The 12,453-nt window shown below is 60.0% G+C and carries 12 protein-coding genes; 5 read left to right on the forward strand and 7 right to left on the reverse strand.

From position 1 onward, the window contains the following. Nucleotides 1–4 precede the first annotated feature (4 nt). The 4 genes from FRT59_RS03570 (at nt 5) to FRT59_RS03585 (ending at nt 3,448) form a co-directional block, all read left to right on the forward strand. Nucleotides 5–616 (forward strand): LemA family protein, encoded by a 612-nt coding sequence (locus FRT59_RS03570; protein WP_034118558.1) that lies wholly within the window; start codon nt 5–7, stop codon nt 614–616. Nucleotides 617–634: 18 nt separating this feature from the next. Then, nucleotides 635–1,360 (forward strand): TPM domain-containing protein, encoded by a 726-nt coding sequence (locus FRT59_RS03575; RefSeq protein ID WP_034118560.1) that lies wholly within the window; start codon nt 635–637, stop codon nt 1,358–1,360. Nucleotides 1,361–1,391: 31 nt separating this feature from the next. Then, nucleotides 1,392–2,009 carry a TPM domain-containing protein gene (locus FRT59_RS03580; RefSeq protein ID WP_153870409.1) on the forward strand — a complete coding sequence of 206 codons (618 nt, stop codon included), beginning with the start codon at nt 1,392–1,394 and terminating at the stop codon, nt 2,007–2,009. 221 nt (nt 2,010–2,230) lie between these two features. Further along, nucleotides 2,231–3,448, forward strand: a complete 1,218-nt coding sequence (locus FRT59_RS03585) for a class I SAM-dependent methyltransferase (protein WP_153837670.1) — start codon at nt 2,231–2,233, stop codon at nt 3,446–3,448. A 103-nt stretch (nt 3,449–3,551) separates the two neighbouring features. Here FRT59_RS03585 and FRT59_RS03590 read toward each other — a convergent pair whose 3' ends face one another. The 6 genes from FRT59_RS03590 to FRT59_RS03615 form a co-directional block, all read right to left on the reverse strand. Then, nucleotides 3,552–4,451: a DMT family transporter gene (locus FRT59_RS03590; RefSeq protein ID WP_034118563.1), complete on the reverse strand. Its 900-nt coding sequence runs from the start codon at nt 4,449–4,451 to the stop codon at nt 3,552–3,554. A gap of 101 nt (nt 4,452–4,552) precedes the next feature. Next, complete coding sequence (locus tag FRT59_RS03595) at nt 4,553–7,111, reverse strand: TonB-dependent receptor (protein ID WP_153870410.1); 2,559 nt, start codon at nt 7,109–7,111, stop codon at nt 4,553–4,555. 127 nt (nt 7,112–7,238) lie between these two features. After that, a complete protein-coding gene (locus tag FRT59_RS03600; protein WP_153870411.1) occupies nt 7,239–8,207 on the reverse strand; it encodes a FecR family protein in 969 nt (322 codons plus the stop codon). Beyond that, a complete protein-coding gene (locus FRT59_RS03605; RefSeq protein WP_153870412.1) occupies nt 8,204–8,743 on the reverse strand; it encodes an RNA polymerase sigma factor in 540 nt (179 codons plus the stop codon). The genes FRT59_RS03600 and FRT59_RS03605 overlap by 4 nt, the downstream gene beginning before the upstream one ends. A gap of 152 nt (nt 8,744–8,895) precedes the next feature. Then, the gene (locus FRT59_RS03610; protein WP_153870413.1) at nt 8,896–9,768 is read right to left on the reverse strand and encodes a dihydrodipicolinate synthase family protein; all 873 of its coding nucleotides are present in this window, start codon (nt 9,766–9,768) and stop codon (nt 8,896–8,898) included. 28 nt (nt 9,769–9,796) lie between these two features. Then, on the reverse strand, nt 9,797–10,579 hold the full coding sequence (locus FRT59_RS03615; protein ID WP_034118568.1) for an aldolase: 783 nt from the start codon (nt 10,577–10,579) through the stop codon (nt 9,797–9,799). A gap of 160 nt (nt 10,580–10,739) precedes the next feature. On the opposite strand from FRT59_RS03615, the gene FRT59_RS03620 reads away from it, so the two are divergent. Beyond that, the gene (locus tag FRT59_RS03620) at nt 10,740–11,267 is read left to right on the forward strand and encodes a helix-turn-helix domain-containing protein (RefSeq protein ID WP_034118569.1); all 528 of its coding nucleotides are present in this window, start codon (nt 10,740–10,742) and stop codon (nt 11,265–11,267) included. 140 nt (nt 11,268–11,407) lie between these two features. Here FRT59_RS03620 and FRT59_RS03625 read toward each other — a convergent pair whose 3' ends face one another. Next, a complete protein-coding gene (locus FRT59_RS03625) occupies nt 11,408–12,424 on the reverse strand; it encodes a DUF4917 family protein (protein ID WP_153870414.1) in 1,017 nt (338 codons plus the stop codon). Between the last annotated feature and the right edge of the window lie 29 nt (nt 12,425–12,453).

A 12,453-nucleotide genomic window follows, 5' to 3' on the forward strand; every position in this document is an offset into this window, starting at 1 on the left:
CACCATGCAAGCAGCACAACATTACCGCTGGGGCTTCAAGGCTGCGGCTTTGCTACTGATCAGCACAGTGCTGAGCGGTTGCGGCATCAACAACATCCCGACCCTGGATGAACAGGCCAAGGCGGCCTGGGGCCAGGTGCAGAACCAGTACCAACGCCGTGCCGACCTGATCCCCAACCTGGTGGAAGTCGTCAAGGGCTACGCTGCCCATGAGCAAGACACCCTGACCGCCGTGATTGAAGCGCGGGCCAAAGCCACCTCGATCCAGGTGGATGCCAGCACCCTCGACAACCCCGAAAAACTCAAGCAGTTCCAGCAGGCCCAGGATGGCCTTAGCGGCGCACTCAGCCGTTTGATGGTGGTATCCGAGCGCTATCCGGACCTCAAGGCCAACCAGAACTTCCTGGCCTTGCAGTCCCAACTTGAAGGCACCGAGAACCGCATCGCCGTGGCCCGTCGTGATTTCATCCAGGCTGTGCAAGCCTACAACACCGAAATTCGCACCTTCCCTGGCCGCCTGTGGCACACCGTGATGTACAGCGACTTGCCGATCCGCGCCACGTTTGAAGCCACCAGTGCCGACGCCGATAAAGCGCCGCAAGTGAAGTTCAAATAAGGCTGCACTGAGGTGTCGATGCGTTTATTACGGATAAGCCTGGCGCTGTGGCTGTTGGCCTGCGTGGGCGTGGCCCAGGCAGCGCTGACCTTCCCGGCGCTGAGTGGGCGCGTGGTGGACAGCGCGCAGATGCTCGACCCGGCGGTACGCGAGCAACTGACCCAGCAATTGCAGGCGCTGGAGCAAACCTCGGGCGACCAGATCGTGGTGGTCACCGTACCCGACCTGCAGGGCGTGCCCATTGAAGACTACGGTTATCAATTGGGCCGCCAGTGGGGCATTGGCCAGAAGGGCAAGGACAACGGCGCGCTGCTGCTCGTCGCCCGTGATGACCGTAAGGTGCGTATCGAAGTCGGTTACGGCCTGGAAGGCGTGCTGACGGATGCGCAATCCTGGGTGATCATCAACCAGGTGATCCTGCCCAAGTTCAAGGCCGGTAACTTCAGCCAGGGCATCAGCGACGGCGTGGCCGCGATGCTGCAGGTGGTTGGCGGCGAACCCTTGGCAGTGCCTGCCCATGTGGCGGATGCGAATTTTGCCAAGGATAATCCCGGGTTCTCCATCGGCCTGTTTATCCTGCTGATCGGCGTGTTGTGGCTGTGTAATCGCCTGGGCTTGCCGGTGGGCGCAATCCTGCTGGCTATTCTCAGCAGCGGACGCGGCGGCGGTGGGGGAGGCGGTGGCGGCGGTTTCCGGGGCGGCGGCGGTGGTTTTGGCGGCGGCGGGGCTTCGGGTGGCTGGTAATGACAATAACGAGAAAAGAGCATCTACAACCATGGCATTACTGACTGAACACGAGCAACGCCAAGTCGCCGAAGCCATCGCCCGGGTCGAGAAAACCACCGACGCGGAGTTGGTGACGGTGCTGGCTGCGCGGGCCGACGACTACGCCTATATCCCGTTGCTGTGGGCGAGCTTGATCGCGTTGGTGGTGCCGGGCGTGGTGCATTATTTGTCGGGCTACCTGACCATGTACACCTTGCTGTTGGCGCAATGGGCGACGTTTATTCTGTTGTGCCTGGTGTTCCGTTTGCCCAAGGTCACCACGCGGCTGATCCCGCGTTCGGTGCGTCATTGGCGCGCGTCCAACCTGGCGCGCCGGCAGTTCCTGGAGCAAAACCTGCACCACACCGTGGGCAGCACCGGCGTGCTGATTTTTGTCAGCGAGGCGGAGCGCTATGTGGAAATTCTGGTGGATGACGGGATTTCCAAACACTTGGATGACAGCAGTTGGGATGTCATCGTCCAGGCGTTTACCCAGCAGGTGAAACAGGGGCAGACGCTGGCCGGGTTCATTGCATGCGTTGAAGCCTGTGGCGAGTTGCTCAAGGTGCACGTGCCGGTGACGCAGACGCGTAATGAGTTGCCCAATCGCCTGGTTGTACTCGAATAACACGGCTAACGCAGTTCCCAATGTGGGAGGGGGCTTGCTCCCGATGGCGGTGCACCAGTCAATGAATCTGTTGGCTGACACACTGCAATCAGGAGCAAGCCCCCTCCCACATTTGGATCTACAGTGGTTGCTGGAACTGACCGTTGATCAAATAACCCCGTGCCCTGAGCCCCTATCCCCCCTAAAATGCCCGGCATTCTTTACCCGAGGCGTTTTTGTTCATGTCCGTCACCGCTCAACCTGCCCGCCCTGCGCCGGATCATCACGCTCAGTTCATCGAACTGCTCAGCACCAGCCTTGCGCAGAACGCTTTTATCAAGCTGGTGCTGGCCAAGTACGTGGGCGATGAAGCCGAGTTGCAACGGCTGATCATCAAGCAGATTGAGGTCAAGGAGCAGGCGTGCCTGTCCTTCGTCTATCGCTACAAGACCCGCGACATCACCAAGAACTTCCCCTTGGCCGACGGCGTGGCTGCGATTGCCGAGCTGTTGCCGGCGTCGTTCAAGAACGCGCACTTGCTGTCGCTGACCGACGAAGCCCAGCTGGAATACAGCAAGAAGAACAAAAGCTCGCTGTTCAAAAGCAAACCGCAGCAACTGCGTGAGGCTCCGTCGGCCGAGCATAACCGTGAGAAAAACCGCTTCCTTGACCTGAGCCGACCATTCCTCGCCGACCTGGGCGTGACCGACGCCAAGCAGGCGCTGATCCCGTCGATGTCGCGCAAGTGGAAGCAGATCAACAAGTTCATCGAAGTGTTCAGCCATGCGCTGACGTCGTCGCCATTGAAGCTCGACCAACCGGTGCGCGTCGCTGATTTCGGGTCGGGCAAGGGCTACCTGACCTTCGCCATCCACGATTACCTGCGCAATACCCTCAAGGCCGAGGGCGAGGTCACTGGCGTTGAATTGCGCGAAGACATGGTCACCTTATGCAACAGCGCCGCCGCACGCCTGGAACACCCGGGGCTGGTGTTCAAATGCGGGGATGTGCGCAGCGTGGCACCGAGTGAACTGGACGTGATGATCGCCCTGCATGCCTGCGACATCGCCACTGACTACGCGATCCACACCGGTATCCGTTCCGGCGCGTCGATCATCATGTGCTCGCCGTGCTGTCACAAGCAGATTCGCCTGCAGATCCAGAGCCCGGCGCTGCTCAAGCCGATGCTGCAATACGGCCTGCACTTGGGCCAGCAGGCGGAAATGGTCACCGACAGCCTGCGTGCGTTGTTCCTTGAAGCCTGTGGCTATGAGACCAAGGTGTTCGAGTTCATTTCGTTGGAGCACACCAACAAGAACAAGATGATTCTTGCGGTCAAGCGTGCGGAGCCGGTGGACAACGCGCAACTGTTGGCGAAAATCCAGGAACTCAAGGCGTTCTACCACATCAGCGAACACTGCCTGGAAACCTTGCTGCGTGCCGATGGGCTATTGAACTGAGCACAGAGCCCTTGTGGGAGCGGGCTTGCTCGCGAATGCGCAGTATCAGTCAATAAATTCGGCGACTGACCCACCGCATTCGCGAGCAAGCCCGCACCCACATTTAGACTGTGTGCACCTTGGCAATAGGTGCTGGCTGCACTGCCGTCTTGCGCCCCAGCATCACGGTGACAATCACTCCACAGGCAAACAACCAGGTAATCGGCTCGATATGCTCACCAAAGAACAACGCCGAAAACGCGATGGTGAAGAAGATCTGTAGCAGCTGAATCTGGCTGACTCGCGCAATCCCGCCCATGGCCAGCCCGGCATACCAGGCGAAGAACCCCAGGAATTGCGAGAACAACGACACGTAGCCAAACGCCCACCAGGTGCTCATGGAGATCGGCCCGTGATGCTGCGCCGCCAGGTAGGCCACCGGCCCGATCAACACTGGCGTTGACAGCACCAGCGCCCAACAGATCACCTGCCAGCCGCCCATTTCCTTGGCCAGTCGACCGCCTTCGGCATAGCCCAGGCCGCCCACGGCAATCGCGCCGAGCATCAGCAAATCCCCTGCCTGAATACTGCCGGCACCGGTAATCAGCGCGTAGCTCAACACCAAACCACTGCCCAGCGCCGCGCAGGCCCAGAAGGCTTTCGACGGCCGCTCATGGGACAACCATGCCGCATACAGCGCCACGCACAGCGGTTGCAGGCCGTTGACCAGGGCGCCGTGGGACGCTGGCAAGGTTTGCATGGCCCAGGCCGACAGCACCGGGAAACCGAGGATCACCCCGGCGATCACCAAACACAGACCGCGTACCTGGCGCCAGGTGGGCCAGCGTTCGCGGCGCCACAACAACAGGGCTGCAGCCGGGATTGCCGCGAACAAGGCTCGCCCCAAACCGTTGAGCAACGGGTGGATTTCCTGCACCACGATGCGCGTGAAAGGCAGGGTGAGGCTGAAGATGATGACGCCCAGCAGGCCGAGGGCCATGCCGGTGTTTTCGCGCGAGCTCATGGGGCGGGACCGGGATCAAGAGGGCTTCAAGGGAAGCCCATCTAGCCACACGTCCCGCCGTTTGCGGGCCTACAGCTGGGTGCGGATTTATCCGTACAGTTTTAGAAGAACCGCGTCACGCTGATCTTCGCATCGCGCCCTTTGGTGTAGGCGCGGTCGCCGCTCAACGCCGGGCGGAAGTTGTTGTTGAACAGGTTGTCCACGGTGAAGTTCACCTCGGTGCCTTTGAGGTAAGCCTGCTGCGGTGTCCATTTGGCGAACAGGCCTTGTGTGTTGTAGCGCTTGTTGCCGTACTGGTTGTAGAACGCGTCGCCGAGATTGGAACCGGGGCCACCGGAGTATTTGTCGCTGGGCAGGCGGTCGGTAGCGCCGATGAATTGGCCCATCCAGCCTACTTGGGCATCCCAGGCCGGAATGTTGGTACCCAGTACCAGCACCCATTTGGTCGGCGGAATATCCCGCGCCGCCACATCCGGGCCCCAAGGGTTGGTGTAGGCGCCTTGGTGCTGGCCTTTGGCATAGGCAAACGACACTGAACCAAACAGGTAGGTGGAGTTATAGATCGACTCCAGCTCGACGCCCTTGATGGTCATGCCACCGATATTGCGGTAGTTGGACATCGGCCCCGGCGGGCAGGCGGACGGGATGGTGCCACCGTTGATAGCCTGGTTCTGGCAGCCGACGCCGGTGGCCTTGAAGATTTCGTCTTCGACTTTGTTGTGGAACAGGGTGGTGCGCAGTTGCAGGTTGTCGTCCTGGGCGATCAGGTTGTCGAAGCTGGTGATGTTGCCCAGGGTGATCGAGGTGATGCGTTCCGGGTCCAGGTCCACACTGGTGGCGGTACGGCTGCCCACACCTTGCACTTCGTATTGTTCGTCGATCACCGGTGCGCGCCAGGTCTGACTCCAGTTGGCGAACAGCCCGACATTCGGCGTCACGGTCCAGAACAACGCCAGGCGTGGCGACCAACCGGTGTAGGTGCGGTCGCTGTAGTCGTGGCCAACTTTGGGATCGGGGTTGTTGTAATAGGGCGCATCGTTGCCTTCGCCACGGTTGCGCACATGGTCATAGCGCAGCGACGGAGTGATGGTCACGTCGCCGAGGGTCACCGCGTCTTGGATAAAGAAGCTATTAGTGTCGACCTTGCCGTGGGGCATGAAGCCCGGCTGGAAGTGCCCGTAGTTGTAGCGCTGGGTGTTATAGGCGGTGCCGGGCATCCACATTTCGGTTTCGCGGATGTGCTTGCGGATTTGCCCGCCGACGGTCACGGCGTGCTGCAAGGGGCCGGTGTCGAACAAGCTGACGTTGCGGATGTCGAGGTTCTTGTCGGTATAGGACGTATCCATCTTGCGCCCGCCGGTGGCCAACTGGAAAAACGCGGTGGCGTCACGCTCGTCGGTCTGCTCGGTGTTGGACTGGGAATACTTGATGGTCAAGTCCACCAGCGGGTTGTTCAGGGGCTGGTATTCATACTTGCCGGACCAGGTGGTGTCGACCGTGTCACGGTGGGCCAGGAAACGCTTCAACGCGCCTTCGTAGCCGTAGCGGTCAATGTTGAACTGGCTGGGTGGCGTCGGATAGCTCGCCGCAGAGAACGGCGTCCAGCGGTTGCTGTGGGAGCGCGAGTACGACAGGCCGACACTGTGCTCATCGGTGAAATGCGCGTTGACCTTGAACAGCTTGCCGTCCACATCCTGGGCGCTGTTGGGCAGGCGCTGGGGGTTGATCGGGTACTCATTATTGTCGTTGGGCAACTTGGCGGCCACCTTCATATCGCCGCCATCGCGTTGGGTCAGGTAGGCCAGCGCGTCAAAGCGGCCATCGTCGGTACGGCCATACACGGCACCGCTGTAGACCTGTTCATGGTCGTTGCTGGAGTAGCCGTATTTGAGCATCGCGCCGCTGTTGCGGCCGTCCTTGAGCAGGTCCGGGGCGTCCTTGGTGACCATGTTGACCGTGCCACCGAAGCCGCCATTGCCGGTGAATGGCGAGTTTGGGCCTTTCTCCACTTCGATGCTCTTGATCAGCTCAGGCTCGATAAACACCGTGCCTTGCTGATAGCGCTCAAAGCCGCTCTTGGAGGCGCCGTCGACGGTCATCGGTACGTCTTCTGCATCGCCGAAACCACGAATGTTGATGGTCTGGCCGCCGGGTTTCAACGAGCCGCCCTGGCTGACGCCGGGCAGGGTCTGCAACAGGCTTGGGATGTTGTTGGACTGGTAGCGGTCGATGTCGGTCTGGGTCAGGGTGGAGCGGTTGACGGTGCTGGAGTTCACTTCGTTACCGGTGCCGATCACGCTCAACGTGTCCAGCTGGATCGCGCCACTGTGAGTGGTCTTGCCCTCATCCGGGCGCACGACATAGGTGCTGCCGACCTTGATCAGGGTGAACTCGCCGTTTTTCAGCAGGGTGCGAATCGCCACTTCCGGTGTGTAGTCACCGTTGAGAGCCGGCGCCTGCAGGTTCTTGAGCAGGCTTTCATCGAACAGTAACTGGATCTTCGCCTGTTGTGCCACTTGGCTCAGGGACGTTGCCAGCGACTGGGCCGGCAGTTGCAGCTTGAACGACTCGGCCTGGGCGCCGAGGCTGAAGGCCAGGCAGGTAGCGATGAGCGTCGGTCGAAGAAACAGGTGCGAAGCGTGGCAAGGCGCGCGAAACATGAAATCCCCCGGAGCGGCTAAATAGCCAAAAAGGTGTGCGTATCAAACGCAGACAGGAGGAAGACGGGGCAGGCAAAAAAAACCACACATGCGAATGCAAAATATTCTCATGTGTGGTTTTTGCAGGCTATTTGCTTGGCTCGATTCTCACGATGCCATCGGCCGATACCATGGTTTTCACCGGCAATAGCGCGGGCAGGGCATTGAGCAGGGCGTCCGGGTCATTCACGTCAAGGTTGCCGGACACCTTGAGCTGCGCAATGGCCTTGTTGACCTGCAACGGCGCCTGGGGGCGGTACAGACTCAATTCGTCGATCAGGCTGGCCAGCTCGCGATTGCGAAACGACAAATGCCCGCTGCGCCAATCAGCCACTTCTTCAGCGCTGAGGGTTTGCTGTTGCAAGGTGCCCTTGGCGTAGTTGTAAACGGCGCGTTGCCGAGCGCCGAGCAGCGTGACGGGGGTTTTGCCATCCGGCTCGAATGCCACCTGGCCATGGGCAACACTGACCACCAGTTGCTGTGGGCCACGACGTACATCAAAACCGGTGCCCACCACCCGTACGCTCGATTCGCCAGCTTGCACGTAGAGTGGGCGTTCCTTGTCGGCGGCCACCTCGATATACAGCTGGCCTTTGTCCAGATGGAGAATGCGTTGATGGGCGTTGAAGTCCACGCGGATGTGGGTGTTGGCATTCACATACAAGGTGCTGCCATCGGGCAGGTTCAATGTGCGCATGCCCTTGGCATGGGTAGCGACCTGGGTGTGATACAGCTCGCGGGGCGCGCCGATATGCGTGGCCAGCACAGCGCAGAGCAGGGCCGCGGCCACCGCCAGGGCAGAGCGCCAGAGGGGCGGCTTGCGCTTGGGCAGTGGCACGGGTTTGTTCAGTTGCTGCAATTGGCCCAGGTCGGCCCACAGCTGTTCGAATTCGGCATAGGCGCGAGCGTGCGCAGGTACCGCTTGCCAGGCGGCAAAGGCTTTGCGGTCGGCACGGCTTGCGTCGTTACGGTTGCGTGCAAACCAGCTGGCGGCTTGGGCATCGATGGAGTCGCTCGTTTCGATGTCCAGGGCGTCGGTGTCGCTCAGGCGGTTCATTCTGGCTGCTCCGTGCCGGGGTCGGGTTGAAGGCGTCGCTTGCAATGCAGCAGGGCAAAGGCGATGTGCTTTTCTACCATGCTGGTCGAAATGCCCATGCGCTCGGCGATCTGCGCCTGGCTCAAGCCTTCGAAGCGGTGCAGCATAAGGGCTTCTCGCCGGCGGGGCGAGAGTTGGGCGAGGACTTCTTTCAATTGTTCCAGGCGTTGCAGGCGAAGGGTGACGGCCATGGGGTCGTTCTGCTCGTCGGTGACCGGCTCGGCATCCATTTCGGACTGATCGGGGTGGACGCTCTGTCGTACCTTCTGTTTGCGCCAGTGATCGCGCAGCAGGTTGCGCGCCATCTGGAACAGAAACGCCCGTGGCTGCTCGACCTTGGCCCGGTCGCGGTAGCCCAGCCATTGGGTAAAGACATCCTGGGTCATGTCCGCCGCGTCGCTGGCGTTGTCCGTGCGTTTACGCAGGAAATACAGAATATCTGCATAAAACCCGCGACAGGCATCGGCCGACGACGGGTCGGGCTTGGGACGAGACATGGATATCCTTCTTGACGAAGCACGGCGTGGAAAAGCCGTGAATGATATCGAGAATTATTGTCATTTGTCTCTATTTAAAGGCTGTACTCAATTCAAATGTGGGAGGGGGCAAGTCGAATCGTCGCACCGCCCCTCCCACAGGGGAGCTGATTTCAATTCAGTAGCGTTTTCAATTGCCCAATACCTGCCTCACCCAGCGGGAACACCGGCAGGCGCGGATTACCCACTTCCAAGCCGGTCAAGCGCAACCCGGCCTTGATCGTCGCCGGTAACCCGCCCTTGAGGATGAATTGCAGCAAAGGCAACTGGCGATAGAACAGCTCCCGCGCCTTGTTCAAGTCATTGGCCTGCACTGCGTGATACAGGTCTAGGTTGAGCTGCGGGATCAAGTTCGGCGCTGCAGTACACCAGCCTTTGGCACCAGCCGCGAAGGCTTCCAGAGCCAGCGGGTTGCAACCGTTGTAGAACGGCACGTCACTCTGGAGCTTCAACTGGTGCATGCGCTGGATATCGCCGGTGCTCTCCTTGACCATGGTCACGTTGTCGACCTGCTTGAGGATGCGCAGGATCAGCTCCACCGACATATCGGTACCGCTGGTGGCCGGGTTGTTGTAGAGCATGATCGGCACGCCGATGCTGTCGCCAATCGCGGCGTAGTGGGCGAGGATTTCCGCTTCGCTGAGTTTCCAGTACGAGGCGGGCAGCACCATCACCACATCAGCGCCATGGGCTTCGGCATAACGTGCGCGGCGTACGGCCTTGGCGGTGGTCAGGTCGGACACGCTGACAATGGTCGGCACGCGTTTGGCGACTTTCTCGAGGCTGTAGGCGCTGACTTCGTCCCACTCGGCATCGCTCAGGTAGGCGCCTTCGCCGGTACTGCCCAAGGGCGCGATGGCGTGTACGCCGCTGTCGATCAAGCGATCGATGGAGCGCCCGAGGGCATCGAGGTCAACGTGTTGGCCGTCAGCGCTGAACGGAGTGATGGTGTAGCCGATGATGCCGTGAATAGTTGGGTTGGGCATGGGAAAACTCCGGTCGAAAAAGGGGCAATCAGTTCAGGCAATCGGCGTGCTTGCGCAGGTTTTGCCGGGCGTAGTAATTGAACGCGGCGCCGTGGCGCTTGGGCTTGGAGATCCAGTCATGGGCCTCGCGCCCCAGCTCCGGCAGGATCGGTTTGACGGTGCCTGCGGCCATCGCCAGCAACTGCAACTTGGCCGCTCGTTCGATCAGTTGCGCAATGACACAGGCTTCTTCGATGCTGGCACCCGTGGACAACTGGCCGTGGTGCGAGAGCAGGATCGCGCGCTTGTCGCCCAGGGCCGTGGTGATAATTTCGCCTTCTTCATTGCCCACCGGCACGCCGGGCCAGGCTTCCAGGAACGCGCAGTCTTCGTACAGCGGGCAGAGGTCCATGTGCGACACCTGCAGCGGCACTTCCAGCATCGACAGCGCGGCAATGTGCGTCGGGTGCGTATGGATGATGCAGTTTACATCCGGCCGGCCACGGTACACCCAGGTGTGAAAACGGTTGGCCGGGTTGGGAATGCCATGGCCTTCCAGCACTTCAAGGTCTTCGTTGACCAGCAGCAGGTTGCTGGCGGTAATTTCGTCAAAACCCAGGCCCAGTTGTTGGGTGTAGTAGGTGCCAGGGGTCGGCCCGCGTGCGGTGATCTGCCCGGCCAGGCCGGAGTCGTGGCCATGCTCGAACAGGATTCGGCAGGTCAGTGCCAGCTTTTGGCGGTCGGTCCACGTATTATCTGCCAGGTTGTTTTGCATCTGGCTCAGGGCTTGCTTGACCAGTTGGTCTTTTGGGAGTGCTAATGTCTTGGCCATATCGGTGTCCTTTGGGTGGTTCAATGGACGTCGGATTTGCTGCTCGCCCGCTGCTCGCAAGGTCGTTGGGTGAATGCAAATGACACTAAACATGCTATATGACACATTGTGTCATTGGCAAGCATGGCTCATCGCTTTCTGCATGGATTAACCGCAGCAAATGTCTATCCGTTTGAAATTATTGAGAAAAAAACTTGGCGTAACCCTGGAGGCACTGGCCGAAAAGTCCGGGATGACCAAGAGTTACCTGTCGAAAGTCGAACGCGGGCTCAACACGCCCTCCATCGCCGCTGCGCTGAAACTGGCCAAGGCGTTGAACGTGAAGGTTGAAGAGTTGTTCAGCGAAGACAGCGTCAGCCTTGACAGCTACAGCCTGGTGCGCAGCCATGAACGTCCCGACACCGCGCCGGGTTACGCGGTGCTCGCCCATCAAGTCAGCGAGCGCAGCCTGCTGCCGTTCATTATCTACCCGCCGGCGGAGTTCACTGACAAGACCTTCAAGGAGCATTTGGGCGAGGAGTTTTTGTTCGTGCATGAAGGCCAGGTGGAAGTGGACTTCATGAACGAGCGAGTACTGCTGGAGCGTGGCGACGCGCTGCACTTCAACGCACAGAAACCTCATCGGATTCGCTCGGTGGGAGAGGTGCAGGCGCAGTTGCTGGTGGTGGTGCACAGCTCTGAGGAGTAACGCTTGTCGCAACCTGAAATGCAGTCAGTGTGGCAGGGGGCTTGCTCCCGATTGCGGTGGATCAGTCAGCTCATCTGTAGCTGACTCTCTGCAATCGGGAGCAAGCCCCCTCCCACAGTTGATCTTCTTTGTTCAGTAGATCAGTGTTCGACCGGCACTGACAGCGCCGGGTTACCCAGCGGATGCGTGCGCGCCGCGAAGAATTTCAGCTGCGCTCCAGTACCTTCAAACAACTCCGAATACCGCCGCTTCTGCTGACGGATAAAACCATCGCTGCGCCCCGAAACCGAGATCGCCAGCGTGCTGATGCTCGCCTGGCGAATCGCATCCACCAGGTGCTTGTCCTGCGGCCCCAAGTCATGGCCGAAGATGCACAGTGCGCCTTCATGGCTCAGCAGTTGCTCATAACAGAACGACAGGTAATCCGAACTGCGGATGCTCTTGAGCTTCTCTTCCACCTTGCCTTCACTGACGAACAGCGGCACATCGTCCAGGGTCTTGATCGTGTTGTTGATCGCAAAACTGCTGAGCAAGGTGCTGTCGGTGGATGGCAGTTTGCGTGCCGTGCCGTCAAGGTTGCGCACCAGGTGCAGGCCGCCGTGCAGGTAGAGGATGCGCGTGGTGTCGGCGTGGGTATTGCGCAGGTCGAAGCTGGCGTCGGCGCTGCGGAACAGGTCATCAATGCCCGGTGTGTGCAGGATCGCCCAGTAGTTGAGCAAGTCGTAGTTGCTGGTGAATACCGTGGCGTAGTTCGCCAACTCACGGTTGATGATCGCCAGCGTCGTCGGCTGCACCAGACGCCAGGGAATATGCACCGTGTGGATGGTGTTGATCAGCGCTTCCTTGATCGCGTAGTAACGGTTACGCGGCGCCGCCGAACTGACCGCCAGGGCCTTGTTGACCCGACTGGTGGTTTTCAAGGCGCCCAGGGCTTGCTCGAAGCTGCGGGTTTGCAAGGCGTCAAATACGCTGAGTTCGGATTGGCTCAGGGGTTTTTCTTCAACGGTACGCGCATTTTCAAACAGCGAGTCGTAGGCAAAGTCTTCCCAAATCGTACGGCTGGCGCCGTTGCCGATCAGAATCCCACTGAAGTCGAGGGCAGCGCCCAGGACGCTCCAGTCTTCAAGGTGGGCGTCACTATCCTGGAAATCCTTCATTGCGGCGGGTCTACTCGAAATCGGCTGGG

It is taken from the genome of Pseudomonas haemolytica, from assembly GCF_009659625.1.
Taxonomy (GTDB): Bacteria; Pseudomonadota; Gammaproteobacteria; order Pseudomonadales; family Pseudomonadaceae; genus Aquipseudomonas; species Aquipseudomonas haemolytica.

What these genes read in the sequence shown, in the direction of transcription:
- FRT59_RS03570 (WP_034118558.1), top strand. Translation starts at nt 5, where the DNA reads ATGCAAGCAGCACAACATTACCGCTGGGGCTTCAAGGCTGCGGCTTTG.
- FRT59_RS03575 (WP_034118560.1), top strand. Translation starts at nt 635, where the DNA reads ATGCGTTTATTACGGATAAGCCTGGCGCTGTGGCTGTTGGCCTGCGTG.
- FRT59_RS03580 (WP_153870409.1), top strand. Translation starts at nt 1,392, where the DNA reads ATGGCATTACTGACTGAACACGAGCAACGCCAAGTCGCCGAAGCCATC.
- FRT59_RS03585 (WP_153837670.1), top strand. Translation starts at nt 2,231, where the DNA reads ATGTCCGTCACCGCTCAACCTGCCCGCCCTGCGCCGGATCATCACGCT.
- FRT59_RS03590 (WP_034118563.1), bottom strand. Translation starts at nt 4,451, where the DNA reads ATGAGCTCGCGCGAAAACACCGGCATGGCCCTCGGCCTGCTGGGCGTC.
- FRT59_RS03595 (WP_153870410.1), bottom strand. Translation starts at nt 7,111, where the DNA reads ATGTTTCGCGCGCCTTGCCACGCTTCGCACCTGTTTCTTCGACCGACG.
- FRT59_RS03600 (WP_153870411.1), bottom strand. Translation starts at nt 8,207, where the DNA reads ATGAACCGCCTGAGCGACACCGACGCCCTGGACATCGAAACGAGCGAC.
- FRT59_RS03605 (WP_153870412.1), bottom strand. Translation starts at nt 8,743, where the DNA reads ATGTCTCGTCCCAAGCCCGACCCGTCGTCGGCCGATGCCTGTCGCGGG.
- FRT59_RS03610 (WP_153870413.1), bottom strand. Translation starts at nt 9,768, where the DNA reads ATGCCCAACCCAACTATTCACGGCATCATCGGCTACACCATCACTCCG.
- FRT59_RS03615 (WP_034118568.1), bottom strand. Translation starts at nt 10,579, where the DNA reads ATGGCCAAGACATTAGCACTCCCAAAAGACCAACTGGTCAAGCAAGCC.
- FRT59_RS03620 (WP_034118569.1), top strand. Translation starts at nt 10,740, where the DNA reads ATGTCTATCCGTTTGAAATTATTGAGAAAAAAACTTGGCGTAACCCTG.
- FRT59_RS03625 (WP_153870414.1), bottom strand. Translation starts at nt 12,424, where the DNA reads ATGAAGGATTTCCAGGATAGTGACGCCCACCTTGAAGACTGGAGCGTC.